This window comes from Streptomyces sp. NPDC029296 (genome assembly GCF_055569255.1).
In genome coordinates this window covers 1-20,367 of record NZ_JBVHXT010000062.1, presented here as the reverse complement: position 1 = coordinate 20,367, position 20,367 = coordinate 1, and the positions used below count along the sequence as shown (strand labels likewise).

Below are 20,367 nucleotides of genomic sequence, written 5' to 3'. Positions count from 1 at the left end.
GCGATGACCTGGTCTCGTACAGGGGCGATGGCGGCCGACGCGGCCATCGCCGTCGGTTTCGCGGTGGCCGCCTGCATCGCCGGCATCTATTACCAGCCTCCCGGCTGGCGCGCGTTCGACGCGGCCGGCGGTGTCCTGTCCTGTCTGACGGCACTGCCGCTGGCGGCGCGTCGGCGGCTGTCGTTCCTGACGGTGCTGGCGTCCTGCGCCGGCTACGCCGTCTATCTCTCTCGCGGCTACCAGCCGTCGGTGAACGTGTGGGCGCCGGCCGTCGCCCTGCTCAGCCTCGCGGGGTGCCGTCCGCTCGCCGTCTCCTGGGCCGCGGCCGTTCCCGTCGCCGCGACCACGGCGCTCAGCGGGCTCACCGGCCACCTGCACCTCGCACTGGTGGCGGTCCAAGCCGTCCTCGTGCCCGTGGCGGCCATCGCTTTCGGCCATACCCGGTACCTCCTCGTCCGGACCAACGCCAGGCTCCGGCAGGCCACCGCGGACCTGGTGGCCGAGCAGGAGGCACGGGCCCGCAACGCCGTCACCCTCGAACGCATGGCGATCGCGCGGGAGTTGCACGACGTGGTGGCCCACCACATGTCGGTGATCACCATTCAGGCCGGGCTCGCGGAGACGGTGCTCACCTCGGACGTCCCCACGGCCCGCGACGCCCTGCGGAACGTCGCGGAGACCGGACGCGGCGCCCTCGACGAGCTGCGGCGCCTGCTCACCGTGCTCCGCGTCCAGGCCGACGACGACCGGGAGGAGGCGCCCTACGAAGCGGCGCCGCGCCTCGGCCGGCTGCCGGAGCTGGTCGGCGGTGCCACCGCGGCCGGCCTCGACATCCGGTTCTCGGCACCGGCGGAACCGGTGCCCCTGTCGCCCGTGGCCGAAGTGTGCGTCTACCGGGTCGCGCAGGAGGCACTCACCAACGTCATCAAGCACGCGCCCGGCGCGCACGTGGACTTCACCCTCGACCGCACCCCGGACGAGGTGGTCCTCGTGGTGCGCGACGACGGCGGCCGGAACGGCCGCGTCCGCCGTGACGGGCGACCGGAACCCGTCCCCGGCTCGGGGCTCGGTTTGATCGGCATGCGCGAACGGGTCAGGATCTGCGGAGGACGACTGTCCGCGGCACCGCACGACGGAGGCGGTTTCGCAGTCGAGGTGGTCCTTCCGGTGCACGCGCCGCGTCGCGCACGCCCGGAGGAACCGGGGGGCGGGGGACATGACGCGCGTACTCGTGGTGGATGATCAGGATCTCGTCAGAGCCGGCCTGGCCGCCCTGCTGCGGACCGCGCCGGACATCACGGACGTGGGCGAGGTCCGCGACGGTGAGGCGGCGGTCGAGGCGGCGCGCCGCGAGCGGTGGGACGTCGTCCTCATGGACATCCGGATGCCGGGCATGAGCGGTATCACGGCCACCGAGGAGATCCTCGGGAAGGTGACCGAGCCACCCCATGTGATCGTGCTGACGACCTTCGACATCGACGAGTACGTGTACGCCGCGCTGCGCGCCGGTGCCAGCGGTTTCCTGCTCAAGGACACGTCGCCGCAGCGGCTCGTCGAAGCGGTCCGGGTCGTGACCCAGGGAGAGATGCTGTTCGCCCCGGCGGTGACCCGGCGCCTGGTGGAGTCCTACACGCGCCGACCCGCCTCGGCGGTCGAACCGGAGGCGGTGTCGAAGCTGACCGCGCGGGAGCGGGAAGTGCTGCGGCTGGTCGGCTTGGGCGTCGGCAACGACGCCATCGCCCGGCAGCTTCATGTCACCGAGGGCACGGTCAAGACCCACCTGCACCGGATCATGGGCAAACTCTCCCTCAACAGCCGTGCCCAGGCCGTCGTCATGGCCTACGAGAGCGGGCTGGTCGTCCCCGGCCAGGCCCGGTGAGTGTGCGGTGCGCCGCCCCCCGACGGCACACCGCACCACCCCGTCAGCCGTCGGCGCCCACCCGCGACGTTCGGTGTCGCCGGCCGCTCCGGTACCGGCGCGGCGACCGTTCGCTGACGGGTCGTCGTTTGGCCCGGGCACGACCTTACGACCGGTCTGGCGGCCGGTCGTCCGACCAGGACCAGAGATCCGCCGGGGCGACGTGTGCTTCCGACGTACGCCTGTGGTTGACAGTGCCGGCCAGGGCGACACGGCGCTCCCCCGCGGTCCGCAGCAGGTAGCGGTGGGCGGGGCCGGCCGGGAGGTGCCTGAGACCCCGGCATCATCCGGGGCGATGCCGGGCAGTACCGTGCCGGCTCGGGGTGGACGGCGGGTCAACGGCGTCGCGCCGGGTCCTCGTAGCGGGCGGACTCGGGGTGGACACCGCGCGTCCAGCGCGCGAAGTGCTTGTCCTCCCCTGCCTGCCGGTCGAGCGCACGACCGCTGACGTACAAGGTGGTGACCTGACGGCCGGTGTCGTGGTCGAAGCGCTCCTCGCGGGCGGCCCCGTAGACGCCGTAGGCGGAGATGTCGTGCACGGACATCCGTCCGGCGCGGCCGAAGACGAGGGCGGGCTCCAAGTGTTCGAAGAACACCCAGGTCTGTGCGAGACCGGGGTCCCTCTCCGAGGCGAAACCGGTGGCCCAGCCGTGCACCACGAGGCGGGCGTCCTCGTCCTCCTCGTCGGGCAGGACCCGTACCGCGTGGATGTGGTCGTAGCCGGGCTGGCCGCCCGCGTACCTCCAGTTCGAACAGGCCGGGCAGGCGTCTGCGGTGACGGCGCTCATGGACGGGTTCCTCCGTGCGGAGTGGGGGCGGAAGGTCCGGCGGGGTTCCCGTCCGGTGGCGCCGGCTTCGCCGCGCCCGGCCAGGGCGCGGCACAGGACGGGGCGAACCATACCGAGGGGAGTGACCGAACCGGTTTCCCGGCGTCGTGGCGGGTGAGGGCGAGCATAGCGCCGCCGACGGGCAAGGACGCCCGTGGCTGCCGCCGCCCCGGCGGTGGCTTCCAGACCGACCGGCGGCGCCTGGATGAACGCGCCCTCCCTGCTCGTCACCCGGCGGACGACACCGGCCCCTCGCGGCCGCCGGCGGCCACCCCGCCGGCACCCGCCTCCTCGGAGGAGGTGCGGCTGGACAGCCGCGTCACACGGCGGAGGTCCCGGTCCGGCGTCCCGTCCGGCCATCAGCCCGGCCGCCCTCGCCGGCCGCCCCGTCATGAACCTTCCCGCACAACTCCCCCGTCTGTGGTGGGACTTCCGGGCTGTCGGCCCCCGCCCGGACGGCTCCCCCGTCCGCTACGGGCCGGTCGTATCCGACACGGAGGCGCTGCTGCACGTCGTCGCGGAGGGCGCGGCGATGGCGTTCCTGCCGGCCGCGGCCCGTGAGTTCTTCCCCCGCCCCGGCGTGAGCCACGTCGATGTCACCGGCCTTCCGCCGAGCACCTCGGCCCTCGCCTGGGCAGCCGCCCGTCGCGACCGCCCCGCCGTCGCCGCGATCCGGCGGGCCGCCCCGGCTGCTGCCGCGCACCGGCATCGCCCGCAAACGCTGCGCGTTCCTGAGGCTGGCCGCCGACGTCACGGACCTCGGCCTGGCCACCTCTCCGACGGGATGACGGGGGCGGGAACGGGCCCTTCCTGCCCGTGTGCGGCCCGACCGGACCTGGAACCGGCGGGTCCGGGGCGCGTCAGGGCGCGGGCGGCGCCCGGCTCGTTGCCGGCGACCGCGAGCAGGTCTCCCGGATCGCCGAGCGGGTACGAGCCGGCGGTCTGGCCCAACCGGCCTGCTCGGTGCCCGCCCTTGTGGGCGGGCCGGGCCCGGGCGGCGCTGTTCGCCGGGGGCTGTGCGAGGAGGACGCCACACGGTCACCCCGGGCGAGGCCCCGTGGCAAGCGGCCCGGGCGCCGTCGGCACCTTCGGCGGCGTCTCCGCCCGGGGCCAGGCCGTCCGGAGCAGGACCGTGGTGCCGGGTCACACGGGGGTCTCGGTGCGCTCCCGACCCCGGTGCGTGCCGCCGCCTCCCGCGACCACACTCCCCTGGGACGGCCGGGAGCGGTACTGGAGGTGCCCTGCCCACAGGGTGCCGAGGAGGCCGGCGGTGGCGAGCGCGGCTCCGACCCAGGCCACCGAGGCGAAGCCGAACCCGGCGTCGATGGCCATGCCGCCGAGGGCCGGCGCGAGCGTGTTGCCGACGTTGAAGGCGGAGGTGTTGGCGGCGCCGACCAGAGTCGGTGCGCCGGGCGCCACGACGAAGACGCGGGACTGGAGGATCGGGTTGGTGACGTATCCCGCCAGGCCGAGGACGAAGATCAGGACCACGGTGACGACGGTGTTCTCCGCCAGGACGGCGAGCAGTACGGAGGCCGCGGCGAGGACGCCGGTGCCGAGCGCGAGGGTGCGGATCGGGTACGCCTCCGCGGTCCTGCCGCCGACGACCAGGCCGAGCAGCCCGCCGACGCCGAACAGCGCCAGCAGGACGGGCACCCAGCCGTCGGACAGCCCGGTGACGTCGGTGAGCACGGAGGCGAGGTAGCTGAAGGTGACGATGACGGCGCCGAAGGAGAACGCCGTCACCGCGTACGAGAGCCACAGCTGCGGGCGGGCGATGGCCCGCAGTTCGGCACGGACGGTACGCGTCTCCTCCGCGGAACCCCGCCCGCGGGGTATGGCGACCACCGAGCAGGCGAGGCTGACGAGGGTGAGTACGGCCACCCCCCAGAAGGCGGCGCGCCATCCGGCGAACTGGCTGAGCAGCGTGCCCGCGGGGACGCCGATGATCGTGGCGAGGGTGAGCCCGCCGGCGACGACCGCGACCGCCTTCCCCTTGGCGTTCGCCGGGACGAGGGCGACGGCGGTGGCCACGGCGACGCCCCAGAACCCCGCGTAGGCGAGGGCGCTGATGACGCGCGTGGCGAACAGGACTCCGTAGCCCGGGGCGAGGGCGCCGGCGATGTGCGCGGCGATGAAGACGGCCTGCAGCGCGGCCAGGGCCGTGCGGCGGGGCCATGTGAGCGTGGCGACCGCGAGCAGCGGTGCGCCGACCACCATGCCGATGGCGAACGCCGAGATCAGCAGCCCGGCGTCGGGGATGGAGACACCCAGGTCATCCGCCAGGTCGGGGAGCAGGCCGGAGAGCATGAACTCCGATGTGCCCTGGGTGAAGATTCCCAAGCCGAGGACGTAGACGGCAAGGGGCATGGCGTGCCTCCAAGTACGGGGACGCGGAACCGTGTTGTGTCCGGTCACGAGCGGAAGGGGGACTTCGGGAGCGACGCTAACACCTAATGAAGCATTTGCTTCAAAACGGGGGCCCGGTGTCCTACACTCGCCTTCCGTCAGCCTTCCCCCGCTTTCCCCGCTCCGAGGAGGAATCCCATGACCGACGCATCCGGTGCCCCGCAGCGCGTCCGCGTCACCGCCGATCCCGACTGGTACGCCCCCGCGGGCATCGCGCTCGGCATCCGCGTCGGCGACCTCGTCTTCACCTCGGGTCAGGGCCCGGTCGACGAGCACGGCACGACGGTCGGCAAAGGCGACTTCGAGGCCCAGGCCCGGCAGGCGCTGGCCCATCTCGCCCTCGTCCTGAAGAACGCCGGTTCCGGTCTCGACCAGGTCGTCAAGGCGACGGTGTTCGTCACCGACATCGCCCGGCATCAGGAGGCCTTCGCGCGCCTGAGGGCCGAGTACTTCGTCCCGCACACGTTCGCCGAGTCCTTCGTCCAGGTCTCCTCCCTCGCCGATCCGGACTGGCTGATAGAGATCGAGGCCGTAGCGGTGGCGGGATGATCCGCCCCCGCGTTTCCGTGCGGTCGCTCCGGCATTCGTAGACTGCGGGTATGGCCAGGCCCAGGAAGTTCGACGAGACGCAGGCCCTCACCGCCGCCATGAAAACCTTCTGGCGGCGGGGGTACGAGGCGACCTCGACCCGGGACCTGTCCGGCTCGACCGGCCTCGGCCAGTCGAGCCTGTACAACGTCTTCGGTGACAAGCGCGCGTTGTACCTGCGGGCCCTGCGCCGCTACTACGAGACGTACACCGCCGAGCAGACCGCCCTCCTTGACCGGCCCGGCCCGGTCAAGGACCGGCTGCGGGACCTGATGGTGCGGGCCATCGACACCGACCTGTCGGACCCCGACGCCTCCGGGTGCTTCTCGATCAACGCGTCGGTCGAGAAGGCCGACTCGGACGACGACGTACGGGAGGAGGTCCGCCGGCACTTCACCACGGTCGAGCAGGCGCTGACCGAGACCATCGCCCGGGGGCAGCGCGCCGGCGAGATCTCCCCGAAGCGGAGCGCCGGGGCACTCGCCCGCCAGATTCTCAGCACGTACTACGGACTGCGTGTGCTCGCCCGGATCCAGAAGGACAGGGACGCCCTGCTCAGCGTGGTGGAAAGCACCCTCACCGCCCTCTGACACCGGCCCCCTGAGCCTGGAGCGGCGCCAGGTCGCACCGGATGAGCGCCCACCGCGGTGCCGCGGTGGGTCCCGGCGGGAGCCGGTCGGGCCCGGGCCGCCGCACCGGTGTGTGGTGGCCCGGCTGCCGGGGCGTCAGGAAGTGGTCAGGAGTTCCTCCAGTGCTTGGGCGGTCCCGGGGTGGCGGGCGAGCAGCGCCGCGCCGGCGCGGGAGGGTGCGGGCGTGTGCCAGCCGCCCTCGCCCTTCGCGCGCGGGGCCGGGTCGCGGCGCCGGGTCCGTTCGCGGCGGGCCTTTCGATTTCGCGGCGTACCGCTCGGCTGAGCACACCCGCCGTCGGCGTGCGGGGTTCGGTTTTCCGAACCCCCGGTTCGGGGGCGGGCACGATCGATCGCCGTGTCCCGTCCACCGACGATGAGGGCATGACTGAGACGGCAACGGATACCGGGAGGGCGAGCGCCGCCCGGGCGGAAGACCTGCACCGTGAGTACGGGCGCGGCGCTGCCGCCGTACGGGCCTTGCGCGGGGTGTCGGTGGCCCTCGCGCCCGGCACGTTCACGGCGGTGATGGGGCCCTCGGGATCCGGCAAGACCACCTTGCTGCACTGTCTGGCGGGGATGGACCGGCCCACTCGGGGGACTGTCTGGTGGGGTGACATCGAGGTTTCCCGGCTGCCGGAGCGGCGGCTGGCGGAACTCCGGCGCAGCCGGGTCGGTTTCGTTTTCCAGGCGTTCAATCTGATGCCGGCGATGACGGTCGCGCAGAACGTCGAGCTTCCCGGCCGGCTGGCCGGTGAACGGCCTGGGCGGGCCCGGGTGCTGGACGCCCTCGACCGGGTCGGCCTGGCCGGCCGTGCACGGCACCGGCCCGGGCAGTTGTCCGGTGGGCAGCAGCAGCGGGTGGCCATCGCCCGGGCGCTGGTCTCCCGCCCCGAAGTGCTCTTCGCCGACGAGCCGACCGGCGCGCTCGACCGGGCCACCGGTCACGAGATCCTCGCCCTGCTGCGCGACGGCGTGGACCGGGAGGGCCGGACCTGCGTGATGGTGACCCACGACCCGGTTGCCGCCGGGTACGCGGACCGGGTGCTGCTGCTCGCCGACGGCCTCGTGGTGGACGAGCTGGACCGGCCCACCGCCTCCCGGGTCGGCGAGCGCCTGAGCCGGCTGCGCGGGTGAGCACGATGGTCTCGATCGCCCTCGGGCAGATGCGCCGGCGTCCGGCCGCCTTCGTCGCTCTGGCGCTCGCGCAGTTCCTCGCCATCGCCACCGTGACGCTGTTCGGCTCGCTGTTCGCCGCCGACGGCACCGCACCCGCGTCCGTCCAAAAGGCGTCCGCAGGGCCGGGACCGAGGGTGATCGCCGGCGCCTTCGGTGAGATCGCCGTCCTGGTGGCGTTCTTCGTCGTGGTCAACGCGTTGGGTTTCGCTCTCCGTCGACAGCACCGCGAGCTGGCCCTGCTGCGCACGATCGCGGCGACGCCCCGGCAGGCACGGCGGCTGGTCGGTGTCCAGGTCGTCACGACCACCCTGCTGGTGGCCCTGCCCGGCTGGATCGTCGGCCGGGTGGCGGCTCGTCGCTTCCTGGCCGAGCTGCGGCGGCTCGGGTTGGCGGCGCCGGGCGCGCGGGTGCCGGGGACACCGGTACCGATGCTGGTCGGGCTGGCCGCCGCGCTCGCCGTCGGCCTGGTGGCTTCCGCCGTCGCGGCCCGGCGGATCTCGCGGATCGCGCCCGCGGCCGCGCTGACCGCGAGCTCCACCGAGCACGGGCGGACGGGTGCGCCGCGCCTGTTCGCCGGGATCGGTGTGCTGGTGGGGGGCGTCCTGCTGCTGCGACTGGCCGCGACGCGGCCGGCCGCGGAGCCGGACAAGGCGGGGCAGGCGGCCTTGCTCGCCGCGTTGGTGCTGCTGGTCGCGGTCGCCCTGGTGGGGCCGCTCGCGGTGCGTCTCCTGGTGGCCGTCCTGGGGGCACCGGTCCGGGTCGTGGCGCCCGGTGCCGGGTGGCTGGCCCACGCCGGCCTGCGCGGGTACGCGCGGCGCTTGTCGTCGGCGGTGGTGCCGGTCGCGCTGCTCGTGGGGCTGTCGGGCACCATGCTGATCATGACAAGCACCGCCGAGCACGCCGCGCGGACTGCGACCACGAGCGTCACCTCCGCCACGGACGTCTGGCTGCGCCAGGCCGAGGTGGCGCTGCTGGCCTGCTTCGCCGCCGTGTCCGCCGTCAGCACCCTCGTCGCCGTGACCGCCGAACGGCGCCGCGAGTTCGCGCTGTTGCGGCTGGTGGGCGCACGCCGGTCGCAGCTGATGCGCATGCTGACCGTGGAAGCGGCGCTGACCACGGCGGTGGGTGTGCTGCTCGGCGCGGCGGTCGCGGGCGCCGCGTCAGTGGCGTTCAGCACGGCGGTGACCGGCTCGGCGGTGCCGTCCGTCCCGGTGGCCGCCTCCTGGTACGTCGTCGCGGGTGCGGCGGCGCCGACCTGCCTGGCCGTCCTGGCCACCGGCCTGCGAGCGGTTCGCGGTCCGGCGGCGGAGCTGGTGAGCGGTGACCGTGACTGAGCACGGCGGTGAGCCGACGGCCGGGGGACCGGTTCGCGAACGGGCGCGCACCCGCCCGGACTTCGGACCGCGGCGCGCGGGCCGCCTGCCGGGGCGGCGTTGTCGCCGGTCCCGGGCGGCGGGCCGGCCGAGCCCCGCGGGGCCGGAGCCGGCCGGGCGGCGGCGCTGCCGGTCCGTGCGGGGCGGCCAATGGGCCTTCGCCCTCGTCGGGCTGCCGTTCGCGCTGTTCGGCGGCGCCTACGCGCTGGCCGTCCTCTACGCGGGAGCGCTGCTCTCGCTCACCGTGATCGGCCTGCCGTTCGTGGTCCTCGCGCTGCTGGGCGCGCGTCGCCTCGGCGCGCTGCACCGGTGGCTGGTCGGCCGGCTGCTCGGCGAGTGCGTCGAGGCGCCCGCCGGACTGTCCCGCCCGGTGGGCGTGCTGGCCCGTGGCCGTGTCGTGCTGACCGATCCGGTCGCCTGGCGGGCGCTGCTGTATCTGGTGCTGCGCCTGCCGCTCGGAGTGCTCGGGTTCGCCGCCGCCGTGGTGCTTCCCCTCGGCTGCGCATGGCTGGCCGGCTTTCCGCTCTGGAGCCGCCTGTCCGAATCCGGCCGGGGGCCGGCCACGTGGCTGGACGCGGGCTCCGTCGTGCTGGGCCTGGTCGTCCTGGCGGTGCTGCCCGGCGCGGTCGGGGCACTGGGCACGGTGAACCGACGGCTCGCTCGGCTGCTGCTCGGTCCGGCCCGCGCCCAGCAGCGGGTCCGGGAGCTGGAGACCGCCCGCGCCACCCTGCTCGCGGACAACAGCGACCAGCTCCGCCGCCTGGAGCGTGACCTGCACGACGGCACCCAGGCCCGGCTGGTCGCCCTGGCCATCACCCTCTCGCTGGCCGAAGACGCGCTCGCTCCCCCCGTCGGCCCGGACCTCGGACGGCTGCGCGCGCTGATGGACCGCGCCCGTGGCCAGACCGACGACACCATCACCGAACTGCGGCGGCTCACCCGGGGTATTCACCCGCCGGCGCTGGACGGCGGCCTCGGCCAGGCGTTGCCGGGCCTCACCGCCACCTCGCCGGTGCCGGTCACCGTCCGCCTGGATCTGCGGGAACGCCCGCACCAAGCGATCGAACGGGCCGTCTACTTCTGCGCCGCCGAACTCCTCACCAACATCGCCAGGCACAGCGGTGCCCGCTCGGCCGAACTGACGGTGAGCGCGGTCGACGGCCGGGTACGCCTCAGCGTGCGCGACGACGGCTGCGGTGGCGCGGCGCTCGGCGCGGGGACCGGCCTGACGGGTCTGGCCGAGCGGCTCGCGGCGGTGGACGGAGTCCTGCGGGTCGACAGCCCGCCCGGCGGGCCCACGATGGTCGTCGCCGAGTTGCCGACGCGTGTGCGGTGAGACATCAGCTTCCGGTCTCCGCGAGGTAGTTGAGGACGGCCTTCACCCGCCGGTTGTCCGCGTCCGTCGCCGGCAAGCCGAACTTGGCGAAGACGGCGGCGACATGTTTCTCCACCGCCCGTTCCGACACCGCCAGCCGCGCGGCGATGGAACGGTTGGAGTGGCCTTGTGCCATCAGCTCCAGCACTTCGCGCTCGCGGGGTGTCAGGGTGTCCACCCGCCTGCGCTGTGCGCCCCGCATCAGACGGGTGACCACCTCCGGTTCGAGTACCGTTCCCCCGTTGGCGACACGGTGCAAGGCGTCGACGAACTCGGCGGTGCGGGCGACGCGTTCCTTCAGCAGGTATCCGATGCCCCCGGCGCCGTCCGCCAGCAAGCGGGAGGCCCAGGCGGTCTCCACGTGCTGGGAGAAGACCAGGATGCCGACCTCGGCCGTCCTCGCGCGGATCTCGACGGCGGCGCGAATGCCTTCGTCGGTGTGTGTGGGCGGCATGCGGATGTCGACCACCGCGACGTCGGGCCGGCGGCGGGCCACGGCGGCGAGCAGTTCCGGTGCCGTCCCCGCGGTGGCCACGACCTCGCATCCGCGGGCGGCGAGCAACTCGGCCATGCCGTCACGCAGAACGACGGAGTCCTCGGCCAGTACCACGCGCAGGTGCCCATCGATCACGAACGCCATTATCGGGCCCGGCCGACGGCCGACGCCGCCCGGGCCGGCGAACGCGAAGGCACGGCCGCGAGCACAGGGCACCCGCGCGAGAAGGCCGCGCGGAATCCGCTGCGCGTCCCTGCTACGAGCGGGTGCCTCCCCGGTCTCACGGCCTCACCGCTCGCCGGCTGCCGGCCGGTCCTTTCCGCACCTGCCCCGTCCGCCGGTCCAGCGCCGCGTCCACACCGGGGCAGTTCGCGCGGACGGTGGTGAGGAAGGCGCCCAGCACCGGGGAGGGGTCCCGGTCGGCGAAGGACAGGACCAGGTCGGGCAGGGCGGTGCGCGGGGTCACCTCGCAGAAGCGGACGCCCGGGCGGGGAGCCGACAGCATGCGGGAGGGGCCGAGGCCCACGCCGATCCCGCAGGCGGCCAGGCCGATGATCGTGTGCACGTCCCTGGCGACGGTCGCGCCGTCCAGCGCGGCGGTGTCCTCGCCCAGCAGGTCGCGCAGCACGGCGGTGACCGCGGGTTCGTCCTCCCCGGCGGCCACGATCAGCGGCTGGCGCCGCAACTGCTCCACGCCCACCGCCGCCTGACCCGCGTAGGGGTGCGTACTGCCGACGACGGCGATCAGGTGGTCGTGCCCGACCGGGGCGGACACCAGGTGCTCGGCCCCGGGGCCCCGGGGCGGGCCCAGGGTGACGGCCGCGTCCAGTTCCCCGGCGACGAGGGCGGCGGTACTGCGGCTGGACGCCATCTCGTGCAACTCCAGCCGTACGTCGGGCCGTTCCCGGCCGAACCGGCCGAGGACGTCCGGCAGCGGGTCGAGCAGCGCGGAGGCGATGAATCCCAGGCGCAGCCGGCCCGTCTCGCCGCGTGCCGCCCGGCCGGCGTCGACCGTGGCCGCCGCCATCTCCCGCAGCGCGCGCCGCGCCCGGGCGAGGAAGGCCTCGCCGGCGGCGGTCGGGAGCACGCCCTGGCGCGTGCGGTCGAACAGCCGGGCCCCGGTCTCGCGTTCCAGGTCGGCGATCTGTTTGGACAGCGGGGGCTGCGCGATGCCCAGCGCGCGGGCCGCCCGGCCGAAGTGCCCGTGCTCGGCGAGGGCGAGCGCGTACCGCAGATGCCGCGCCTCCACGACCACCACCCCCTTACGCGGCGCTCCCCCGGATGCCTCTCCATACACGCGAGGTATCGCCGCTCACCCTGTCATATATCCCGCTGGATGACATTGCCGCGCATGGGTGGGATGGGTGCCATGACGCCTTCACCGGACACCCGCCCGTACGACGCTCCGTACGACGGGGTGCACAGCGATCTGGACCCCGGCCTGAACGACACCGTCTTCGTCCTCGTCCACGGTGCCTGGCACGGCTCGTGGCAGTGGGCCGGGACGCAGCGGGCACTCACCGCTCTCGGCGCCGTCGGCGTGGCCGTCGACCTGCCCGGGCACGGCTTCGACGCGCCCCTGCCCAGCGGGTACCTGCTGCCCGGCCGGCCCGGGCTGCCGACCGAGAGATCCCGGCTCGCCGACGTGACGATGGACGACTGCGCCGACGCCGTCCTGGACACGCTGCGCCGGGTCCGCCGCTACGGCCGTGTCGTGCTGGTCGCCCACAGCGCGGGCGGCGGCCCCGCGTCGCTGGCCGCCGAGCGTGCGCCCGAGCTGGTCGACCGCCTCGTGTACCTCTCCGCGTTCGTCCCCGCGGGCCGTTCGCGGTTCTCCGACTACCTCGGCGCCCCCGAGAACGCCGCCGCGCGGGGACGACACCTCACCCTCGGCGATCCCGAGGCGCTGGGCGCCGTTCGGATCGATCCCCTCTCGCCCGACCCCGGCTACGTCGAGGAGCTGCGGCAGACCCATTACCACGACACGCCCGCCGACCGCTTCGACCGCTGGCGCACCGCGCTCAGCCCCGACCTGCCGCTGGCCGTCGTGACCGCCCCGGTCGCCCTGACCGGAGCGCGGTGGGGCCGCATCCCGCGCACCTTCCTGCGCTGCGCGGACGACCGGGCGCTGCCGACGGCCGTGCAGGACCTGATGATCGCGGAGTCCGACCGGGCCATGCCGCGGAAGCCGTTCACCGTCCGTACCCTGCCGGGCGGTCACAGCCCGTTCGCCGCCCGGCCGGGGGAACTCGCCGAGGCCCTGGTCCGGTGAACCGTCGGTTTCGTGGCGTGGGGCAGCGGTCGCCCTCGGGCCGGCGGTCCGCGCCTCCCGCTGATCCGCCGTCCTGCTCCCTTGCCGCGCCCCTCCCCGTGCTTCCGGGGGAGAGGCGCGGTGCTGTGCCGGGTCTTCGGCGCGGCCGGCGGGTCAGCCGCCGATGTCCGAGTCCTGCGCGGCGGTGATGAGGGCCGCCGCGTCCTCCGGCAGCAGGTACCCGGCGTCGACGGACCTCTGCGCGGCCGTGCGCACCTTGGCCACGTAGTCGGCGTGGGTGGGGTAGAGCCGGCTGAGCACCGGTTCCGCGGTGATCGGGAAGGACGGGTCGGACGGGTCGCCGTCGTCGTGCCGGTCCCAGGCGTCGGCGCCGCCGTTCCACGGGTCGCGGGCGCCGTACAGGCCGCAGAAGACACCGCTGCCGGTGGTGTCGCGCAGACCGGTGAGGGTACGGGTGGGCACCGTGACGTCCGGCAGGCGGACACCGCCGGTGGCGAGGCCCGTGGCCGGGTCGCGCAGGACGGTGCTCAGCGGCTGCCCGCTCGGCGGCCGGGCACCGCCCCGCGCCCAGCCGGCCAGGTGGCGCAGCGCCGCGTTCATCGCCCAGTGGCCGGGCCCGTCGTTGAAGGGGGCCGAACCGGCGGCGCAGTCGGCCGACGGCGCGGCGGAGCCCGCCGACTTCTGCACGGTCGGGTTGCCGGTGTCGAAGGCCCACTGGTCGCCGTGCGCCGTGCCGGCCAGTTCCCAGTGCACGACGCTGTCGGTGTCCGGCTGCCGTGCGGTCGCGGCGCCCGGCACGTCGGTCTCGGTGAGCACGACGAACGTGGGCACCGACAGGTCGGTCCGGATCCGGGACGGGTTCGGCATCAGCAGGGTGTCGGCGAGCACGCCGCTGATCGGCGAGGCGATCGCGCTGTTGCTGTGCACCATGAAGCCGTCGTAGACGCCGGACACGGGCTGGACGGCGTTGACGTAGGTCGTCATGAAGCCCGCCGACTGCGACTCGCCGTCGGCGAGCAGCGTGCGGACCGGGAGCCCGCCGAGCGGGTCGGTCCCGTTCGGGGCGCGCAGCGCCTGGCCGGCCTGGGAGAAGATGTCGTAGGCGAAGGCGTCGCCGGGGTGGACCAGGCTGCCGTAGCGCGCCGGGTCCCAGCCCTTGAGGCCCTTGATCTCGCCCAGCCCGCCGTTGACCCCGACGGCCTGCGCCGAGACGCCGACCCAGGCGTAGCCCTGGCGCAGCAGCTCGTCCCGCTCGAACCAGTAGTCCGGGGAGAGGTCGAGCTGGCCGCTGACGTTGAGCCACTCCACGACCACCGTGCCGTTGAACCCGGCCGGGTCGGCGGGGCGGCGCACCAGCAGGCGGCTCTTGTACGGGGCGGTGCCGGACGCGCGGACGTTCCACCGGCCGTCCGAGGTCCACAGGCCGGACTTGGCGTACGACGTGGCGGTGCCCGAGACGAAGTACTCGCTCTCGGTGTAGCCGAACGAGCCGAGGTCCTCCGCCGCGGCGAGGAACGGGAAGCCGTGAGTACCGGCGGGCGGGACGGTGACCGTGGGGCTCGCGACCGCGGCGGGCGAGGCCGCGGCCGGGGCCGTCAGCGAGGTGCCGAGGAGGCCGCCGCAGAGCAGCACCCCCAGCGCGGCGGCGGTACCGGACCGCCGGGATAACCGAGCAAGCATGCGCACGGGTTGCCTCCGTGAATGCGTGTCCAATGGGTTGAGACCGCAGTCTGGGTGAGCCCTGGCGGGCTGCCATCGGCGAATCCACCGGTGTTCCGGGGGGTGGCGACCGCCGAACCGTGCCGCGCGCCTGACGGGAGCTCAACCGCTCGCCCCCGTTCCGTGACCCCGCGTGACATCCTGCTTCGGTCACCGGACGCGAGCGCATCGCCACGTGTGTCACGGCCCCGCGCCGGCCGAAGCTTCTGTGGAGGCGGTGCTTTCAGGCGGAGGAGGAGAGGACGAAGCCGGTGTAGCCGTTCCGGGCCACGGCATCGCACTCCTGCCGGTACCGGTCCAGTCCGCCCGCGTAGGCGAGGAACACGCGGGGTTTGCCCGGGACGTTCGCTCCCGTGTACCAGGAGTCCACCGCCGGGTAGAGCGTACGGGCGGCGACCGCTGCCACGTGCGCGCCCCAGTCCGCCTCGGCCTCCGGGGTGGCGTCGATCTCCGTGATGCCGTTGCGCCGCAGGTGGGCGATGCAGTCGGTGATCCACTCGACCTGCTGTTCCAGGGACACCGCGATGTTGGTGAGCACCGACGGGCTGAGCGGTCCGAGGACGGTGAAGAGGTTGGGAAAGCCGGCCGAGACGAGCCCCAGATGGTTCCGGGGGCCCCGCGCCCATCTGTCCCGGAGGGTCACGCCGCCCTTGCCCACGATGTCGATGGAGAGCTGGGAGCCGGTCAGGGCGTCGAAACCCGTGGCGAAGACGATCACGTCGAGGACGTGTTCGCCCTCCGAGGTCCGGATGCCCCGGGGCGTGATCGTCTCGATCGGGGTCGTGCGCAGGTCGACCAGGGACACGTGCGGCAGGTTGTAGGTGGCGTAGTAGCCGGTGCCCAGGCAGGGGCGCTTGGTCGCGAACGGGTACGAGCGCGGGGAGAGCAGTTCGGCCGTCGCCGGGTCGGTGACGATCGACCGGATCTTGGACCGGACGAACTCCGCCACGGTCTCGTTGGCCCTCTCGTCGGTCAGGATGTCGGTGTAGGTGCGCAGCAGGCCGTTCAGGAAACCGGTGTCCCAGGCGGCCTCGTAGGCGGCCGTGCGCTCCGCGTCGTCCGCCTCCAGGGCCGAGCGGGTCGGCGGCTCGAAGACGGTTCCGCCCCGGGACAGCCGCTGGGCCCGCCGGAACTCGGGGTAGCGGGCCTTCGTCCGCGCGATCTCCGCGGGCCGCAGCGGGCGGTTGTGCGCGGGCAGCACATAGGCCGGGGTGCGCTGGAAGACGGTGAGGGACGCCGCCTCGTCGGCGATGACGGGGACGGCCTGGACGCCTGAGCACCCGGTGCCGATCACGGCGACCCGCTTGCCGGCGAAGGAGACGTCCTCACGCGGCCACCGGGCAGTGTGGTGGACGGCGCCCGTGAAGCTGCCGGCGCCGGGTATCCCGGGATCCCTGGGGACCGACATGCAGCCCGTGGCCAGGATGACGAACCGGGCGGTGACGGTCCGCCCGGTGTCCGTGGAGAGGTGCCAGAGGTGGCTGTCCTGGTCGTACGCGGCGCGGGTGACCCGGGTGCGCAGCAGGACGTCCCCGCGCAGTTCGAACCGGTCGGCGACGTGGTGGATGTACCGCAGGATCTCCGGCTGGGAGGCGTACCGTTCGCTCCACTCCCATTCCTGGTCCAGTTCCGGAGAGAAGGAATAGGAGTAGGACATGCTCTCTATGTCGCAGCGGGCTCCGGGATACCGGTTCCAGTACCAGGTTCCGCCGATGTCGTCACCGGCTTCGAGGACCACCGTCGTCAGGCCGAGCCGCCGCAGCCGGTGAAGCTGGTAGAGGCCGGAGAGCCCGGCGCCGACGACGACGGCGTCGACCATGCGGGGAGTGGCCGGCGGGCCGGGGGTGGTATCCATCGGGGTCCTCTCTCTGGCGCGGATCCGATCCGGAGACTCGTATGGATCGTCGGTTTCGGTCTCTGCCCCCGGTGAGGTGCCGGCAGCGGCGGGCAAGGCGCCGCCGTGCGGTCGGGATCCCGTCGAGGATCACCCATCGAAGCACCGAAAGTAAAGAGACGGTCAAGCAATCGCCAAGGGAAACCGGGGAGGTTGGCCTGAAGCCGCATGCGCCCCCTTCGCCCGGTCTGGCAACGGCCGCGCAGGGGCATGCTCACTCCCGTGGCAGACGAAGGCCCGGGACCGCGCCGCCCCTCCCTGCTGTGGGAGCAGCACTGCTGCCTGCCGTTGAAGCGGAGGGCGGACGTCGGCGAGCTTGCCCGCTACCGCAGGCCGGGCGGCAGCTTCGTGTCGGTGAACGTGGGTTACGTTCCGCACAGCGCCGATGACGTCACCCGCCTGATCACGAGCTGGCGGGAGCGGATCGCCGCCGATCACCGCTTGCGGCCGGCCGGGACACTCGACGACGTCGAAGCCGCCGGACGGGCAGGCGAGGTGGCGGTGGCATTCGACCTGGAGGACTCCGGTCCGCTCGAGGGCCGGCTGGACCGGGTGCGCCGGTTCTACGATCTCGGTGTCCGCACGGTGCTGCCGACCTACAACAACCGCAACGCGGCCGGCGGGGGCTGTCTGGACGAGGCCGACGAGGGGCTCACCGCCTACGGCCGGGCGCTGGTACGGGAGATGAACGCCGTCGGGATGGTGGCGGACGGATCCCACTGCGGCGCCCGTACCGGGCTGGACATGTGCGAGATCTCCGAACAGCCGGTGATCTACAGCCACTCCTGCATGCGCTCGCTGTGGGACCATCCCCGCAACATCACCGACGAGCAGGCCAGGGAGTGCGCTGCCACGGGCGGGATGATCGGCATCACCGGCGTCGGCATCTTCCTCGGCCCCAACGACGCCACCCTCGACGCCCTCGTACGGCACATCGACTACGCCGTCGAACTCGTCGGGCCTGGACACGTCGGGTTGTCGACCGACTACCCGTTCGACCTCGAGGACTTCAACGCGATGCTCGAACGGAGCCCGCGGCTGTTCCCCGACTCCTACACCCGCTGGGGGCCGATCGCCTTCATGCCGCCGGAAGACCTGCTGACCGTCGAAGACGCGCTCCTCGCCCGCGGTTATCCCGAAGACGCCGTCACCGCGATCCTGGGCGGCAATTTCCGCCGCGTCGCCGCGCAGGTGTGGCAGTAGCCGCCGGAAGGCGGAACCGCCCGGTCGGCCCGCGGCCGCCGCGGCGGCGCCCGGCACCGTCTACGCCCTCGGCTCCGGCGCCGCCGTCCACGCCGCGACCGATGCCGGGGAGGCCGAGCCGCGCGCCAGGTGCAGGGTGAGCAGGGCCTCGGTCAGCGCCTCGGCGGAGGTCTCGTCCAGGGGAGCGAGGAAGTCGCGTTCCACGCGCTCGCGGACCTCCTCCGCCTCCCCCAGGCACGTCCGGCCGACCGGGGTGAGCGTCACCACATTGCGGCGCCGGTCCCGCTCGCTGCGGTGGCGCTCCACGTACCCCTTGTCCTCCAGCGAGTCGATGACGCCGACCATCGTGGTGCGGTCCACACCGAGCCGGGCCGCGATCTCCAGCTGGGACGGCTGCTCCGCCGAGGCGCCGATCACCGCCAGCACGCCGAGCTCCCGCGGGACGAGGCGGAAAGGCGCGAGCGCCGTGTCCAGTTCCGCCGCCAGCGCCACGTAGGCGTGCTTCAGGAGATATCCCAGCCGCCGGGAAATTACTTCCGGGGGACGCTCATCCTTCATGCGAGACAGCGTACACTTCACTGATCGTCAGCCCCGCCAACGATCTGCTTCAATGACCGATCATTGGTCCGTTCGGGCCACCGGTGAACGGGACACCCGGTATCACCGAGGTCCGCGCAGTACGCACAGGACCGCGCCCCCAGGGGCGGGGCGCCCCATCGACGTGGCGCCCCACCACCCCGCGCGCGGACCACGCACGCCACCATCACGAGCAAGGAAGTGACGTTCACGTCATGAGTGACTCGCCCCCGGCCGAGACCATACGCACGGCTTCGGCCCCCACCGCGCAGGGCGCCGCGGACGCTCCCGACCCCCGCCGCTGGTGGGGCCTGGTCGTCATCGCCCTGGCGCAGTTGATGGTGGTCCTCGACGCGACCATCGTGAACATCGCGTTGCCGTCCGCGCAGAAGGCCCTCGGCATGTCCGACGGCAACCGCCAGTGGGTCATCACGGCCTACACCCTCGCCTTCGGCGGCCTGCTGCTGCTCGGCGGCCGCGTCGCCGACCTGGTCGGCCGCAAGCGCACCTTCGTCATCGGCCTCATCGGCTTCGCCGTCGCCTCCGCGATCGGCGGCGCGGCCGGCAGCCCCGGCATGCTCTTCGGGGCCCGTGCCCTCCAGGGCGTGTTCGGCGCCGTCCTCGCGCCCTCCGCGCTCTCCCTGATGACCACCACGTTCACCGACCCCCGCGAGCGCGGGAAGGCATTCGGCATCTACGGCGCCATCGCCGGCGCGGGCGCCGCGATCGGCCTGCTGCTGGGCGGCGTCCTCACCTCGTACGCGAACTGGCGCTGGTGCCTGTACGTGAACATCCCGATCGCGGCCGTCGCGGTGATCGGCGCCCTCGTGCTGCTGCACGACCGCCCGGGCCACCGCGAGGCCAGGCTGGACATCCCCGGTGTGATCCTGGGCTGCGGCGGGCTGGTCGCCGTGGTCTACGGCTTCTCGGAGGCCGAGCCGCGCGGCTGGAGCGACAGCCTGGTGGTCGGCCTGCTGATCGGCGGCGTGGTCCTGCTGGCGGCGTTCGTGTTCTGGCAGAGCAAGGCCAAGCACCCGCTGCTGCCGCTGCGCATCCTCGCCGACCGCAACCGCGCGGGCTGCTTCCTGACCATGGGGCTCGCCACGATCGGCATGTTCGGTCTCTTCCTGTTCATGACCTACTACTTCCAGGGCATCCTCGGATACAGTCCGGTCAGGAGCGGTCTGGCGTTCCTGCCGATGTCCGTGATGATCATCCTGGGCTCCACGCAGATCTCCGCCCGGCTGCTGCCCCGCACGCCCCCGCGCCTGCTCATGGTGCCCGGCATGCTGCTCGCCGCGTCGGGCCTCGGGGTGCTCACCCAGCTCGGCGTGGACTCCGCGTACGCCACCCACGTCCTGCCCGCCGAGCTGCTGCTCGGCCTCGGCATGGGCCTGACCTTCATGCCGGTCTTCTCCACCGCGACCCACGGGGTGCGCCCGCAGGACGCCGGGGTGACCTCCGCGATGGTCAACACCTCGCAGCAGGTGGGCGGTTCCCTCGGCACCGCGCTGCTGAACACCATCGCCACCTCGGCGACGAGCACGTACGTCGGCGGGCACATGACCAACCCCGCGCAGAAGGCCCAGGTGCTGCGCGAGGGCATCGTGCACGGCTACACGCACGCCATCTGGTGGGGCGTGGCCGCGATGCTGCTCGCCGCGGTGGCCTCCGGCATCCTGGTCATCGCCCGGCCGACCGGCCACGGCCGGGGCGGCGCCCCGGCGGGTGCCGCCGCCGCGCACTGACCCCGACCGCTGACGCGGCCGGGGGGGGGGGGGGGGGAGCGGGGGGGGGGGGGGGGGGGGGGGGGGGGGGGGGGAGGAAGAGGGGGGGGGGGGGGGGGGGTGTTGGGGGGGGGGGGGGGGGATAGGGAGGAGGAGTCTCCACCTTCTCCCCCTTCCCACCCTCC

The 20,367-nt window shown here is 73.6% G+C and carries 17 protein-coding genes; 10 read left to right on the top strand and 7 right to left on the bottom strand.

Features of this window, described 5'->3' with window-relative positions:
- Positions 1–3 precede the first annotated feature (3 nt).
- Positions 4–1,242, top strand: coding sequence for a sensor histidine kinase (locus tag ACZ4W9_RS37055; protein ID WP_467943439.1), 1,239 nt, complete (start codon positions 4–6; stop codon positions 1,240–1,242).
- Complete coding sequence (locus tag ACZ4W9_RS37050; protein WP_467943437.1) at positions 1,217–1,879, top strand: response regulator; 663 nt, start codon at positions 1,217–1,219, stop codon at positions 1,877–1,879. Before ACZ4W9_RS37055 ends, ACZ4W9_RS37050 begins: the two co-directional genes overlap by 26 nt.
- 374 nt (positions 1,880–2,253) lie before the next feature.
- Here the strand turns inward: ACZ4W9_RS37050 and ACZ4W9_RS37045 are convergent, their stop codons facing one another.
- Positions 2,254–2,706, bottom strand: a complete 453-nt coding sequence (locus tag ACZ4W9_RS37045) for a hypothetical protein (protein WP_467943435.1) — start codon at positions 2,704–2,706, stop codon at positions 2,254–2,256.
- Positions 2,707–3,888: 1,182 nt separating this feature from the next.
- Positions 3,889–5,115: a Cmx/CmrA family chloramphenicol efflux MFS transporter gene (locus ACZ4W9_RS37040; protein WP_467943433.1), complete on the bottom strand. Its 1,227-nt coding sequence runs from the start codon at positions 5,113–5,115 to the stop codon at positions 3,889–3,891.
- A 177-nt stretch (positions 5,116–5,292) separates the two neighbouring features.
- On the opposite strand from ACZ4W9_RS37040, the gene ACZ4W9_RS37035 reads away from it, so the two are divergent.
- From ACZ4W9_RS37035 to ACZ4W9_RS37015, 5 genes are all read left to right on the top strand, one after another.
- On the top strand, positions 5,293–5,703 hold the full coding sequence (locus ACZ4W9_RS37035; protein ID WP_467943431.1) for a RidA family protein: 411 nt from the start codon (positions 5,293–5,295) through the stop codon (positions 5,701–5,703).
- A gap of 50 nt (positions 5,704–5,753) precedes the next feature.
- Positions 5,754–6,332 carry a TetR/AcrR family transcriptional regulator gene (locus ACZ4W9_RS37030; RefSeq protein ID WP_467943429.1) on the top strand — a complete coding sequence of 193 codons (579 nt, stop codon included), beginning with the start codon at positions 5,754–5,756 and terminating at the stop codon, positions 6,330–6,332.
- A 420-nt stretch (positions 6,333–6,752) separates the two neighbouring features.
- Positions 6,753–7,505 (top strand): ABC transporter ATP-binding protein, encoded by a 753-nt coding sequence (locus ACZ4W9_RS37025; RefSeq protein WP_467943427.1) that lies wholly within the window; start codon positions 6,753–6,755, stop codon positions 7,503–7,505.
- A gap of 5 nt (positions 7,506–7,510) precedes the next feature.
- Positions 7,511–8,881 carry an FtsX-like permease family protein gene (locus tag ACZ4W9_RS37020; protein WP_467943472.1) on the top strand — a complete coding sequence of 457 codons (1,371 nt, stop codon included), beginning with the start codon at positions 7,511–7,513 and terminating at the stop codon, positions 8,879–8,881.
- Positions 8,882–9,056: 175 nt separating this feature from the next.
- Positions 9,057–10,256: a sensor histidine kinase gene (locus ACZ4W9_RS37015; protein WP_467943425.1), complete on the top strand. Its 1,200-nt coding sequence runs from the start codon at positions 9,057–9,059 to the stop codon at positions 10,254–10,256.
- Between the two features lie 4 nt (positions 10,257–10,260).
- Here the strand turns inward: ACZ4W9_RS37015 and ACZ4W9_RS37010 are convergent, their stop codons facing one another.
- Entirely contained in the window at positions 10,261–10,926 is a 666-nt protein-coding gene (locus ACZ4W9_RS37010; RefSeq protein WP_467943423.1) for a LuxR C-terminal-related transcriptional regulator, read from the bottom strand.
- A 145-nt stretch (positions 10,927–11,071) separates the two neighbouring features.
- Positions 11,072–12,040 carry a LysR family transcriptional regulator gene (locus ACZ4W9_RS37005; protein WP_467943469.1) on the bottom strand — a complete coding sequence of 323 codons (969 nt, stop codon included), beginning with the start codon at positions 12,038–12,040 and terminating at the stop codon, positions 11,072–11,074.
- 120 nt (positions 12,041–12,160) lie between these two features.
- Here ACZ4W9_RS37005 and ACZ4W9_RS37000 point away from each other — a divergent pair, with 120 nt between their 5' ends.
- The gene (locus tag ACZ4W9_RS37000) at positions 12,161–13,063 is read left to right on the top strand and encodes an alpha/beta fold hydrolase (RefSeq protein ID WP_467943420.1); all 903 of its coding nucleotides are present in this window, start codon (positions 12,161–12,163) and stop codon (positions 13,061–13,063) included.
- 153 nt (positions 13,064–13,216) lie between these two features.
- Here the strand turns inward: ACZ4W9_RS37000 and ACZ4W9_RS36995 are convergent, their stop codons facing one another.
- Together ACZ4W9_RS36995 and ACZ4W9_RS36990 are read right to left on the bottom strand one after the other, a co-directional pair.
- The gene (locus tag ACZ4W9_RS36995) at positions 13,217–14,743 is read right to left on the bottom strand and encodes an alpha/beta hydrolase domain-containing protein (protein WP_467943417.1); all 1,527 of its coding nucleotides are present in this window, start codon (positions 14,741–14,743) and stop codon (positions 13,217–13,219) included.
- Positions 14,744–15,005: 262 nt separating this feature from the next.
- Positions 15,006–16,637, bottom strand: a complete 1,632-nt coding sequence (locus ACZ4W9_RS36990; RefSeq protein WP_467943415.1) for a flavin-containing monooxygenase — start codon at positions 16,635–16,637, stop codon at positions 15,006–15,008.
- A gap of 261 nt (positions 16,638–16,898) precedes the next feature.
- On the opposite strand from ACZ4W9_RS36990, the gene ACZ4W9_RS36985 reads away from it, so the two are divergent.
- Entirely contained in the window at positions 16,899–17,879 is a 981-nt protein-coding gene (locus ACZ4W9_RS36985; protein ID WP_467943412.1) for a dipeptidase, read from the top strand.
- A gap of 60 nt (positions 17,880–17,939) precedes the next feature.
- Here ACZ4W9_RS36985 and ACZ4W9_RS36980 read toward each other — a convergent pair whose 3' ends face one another.
- Complete coding sequence (locus ACZ4W9_RS36980; protein ID WP_467943409.1) at positions 17,940–18,437, bottom strand: MarR family winged helix-turn-helix transcriptional regulator; 498 nt, start codon at positions 18,435–18,437, stop codon at positions 17,940–17,942.
- 233 nt (positions 18,438–18,670) lie between these two features.
- Between ACZ4W9_RS36980 and ACZ4W9_RS36975 the strand changes: the two genes are divergently transcribed.
- Positions 18,671–20,203, top strand: a complete 1,533-nt coding sequence (locus tag ACZ4W9_RS36975) for an MFS transporter (protein WP_467943407.1) — start codon at positions 18,671–18,673, stop codon at positions 20,201–20,203.
- Positions 20,204–20,367 lie beyond the last annotated feature (164 nt).

Bases quoted from the DNA above. Each gene is read 5' to 3' on its own strand.
- ACZ4W9_RS37055 (WP_467943439.1), top strand. From the start codon at position 4: ATGACCTGGTCTCGTACAGGGGCGATGGCGGCCGACGCGGCCATCGCC.
- ACZ4W9_RS37050 (WP_467943437.1), top strand. From the start codon at position 1,217: ATGACGCGCGTACTCGTGGTGGATGATCAGGATCTCGTCAGAGCCGGC.
- ACZ4W9_RS37045 (WP_467943435.1), bottom strand. From the start codon at position 2,706: ATGAGCGCCGTCACCGCAGACGCCTGCCCGGCCTGTTCGAACTGGAGG.
- ACZ4W9_RS37040 (WP_467943433.1), bottom strand. From the start codon at position 5,115: ATGCCCCTTGCCGTCTACGTCCTCGGCTTGGGAATCTTCACCCAGGGC.
- ACZ4W9_RS37035 (WP_467943431.1), top strand. From the start codon at position 5,293: ATGACCGACGCATCCGGTGCCCCGCAGCGCGTCCGCGTCACCGCCGAT.
- ACZ4W9_RS37030 (WP_467943429.1), top strand. From the start codon at position 5,754: ATGGCCAGGCCCAGGAAGTTCGACGAGACGCAGGCCCTCACCGCCGCC.
- ACZ4W9_RS37025 (WP_467943427.1), top strand. From the start codon at position 6,753: ATGACTGAGACGGCAACGGATACCGGGAGGGCGAGCGCCGCCCGGGCG.
- ACZ4W9_RS37020 (WP_467943472.1), top strand. From the start codon at position 7,511: ATGGTCTCGATCGCCCTCGGGCAGATGCGCCGGCGTCCGGCCGCCTTC.
- ACZ4W9_RS37000 (WP_467943420.1), top strand. From the start codon at position 12,161: ATGACGCCTTCACCGGACACCCGCCCGTACGACGCTCCGTACGACGGG.
- ACZ4W9_RS36995 (WP_467943417.1), bottom strand. From the start codon at position 14,743: ATGCTTGCTCGGTTATCCCGGCGGTCCGGTACCGCCGCCGCGCTGGGG.
- ACZ4W9_RS36990 (WP_467943415.1), bottom strand. From the start codon at position 16,637: ATGGATACCACCCCCGGCCCGCCGGCCACTCCCCGCATGGTCGACGCC.
- ACZ4W9_RS36980 (WP_467943409.1), bottom strand. From the start codon at position 18,437: ATGAAGGATGAGCGTCCCCCGGAAGTAATTTCCCGGCGGCTGGGATAT.
- ACZ4W9_RS36975 (WP_467943407.1), top strand. From the start codon at position 18,671: ATGAGTGACTCGCCCCCGGCCGAGACCATACGCACGGCTTCGGCCCCC.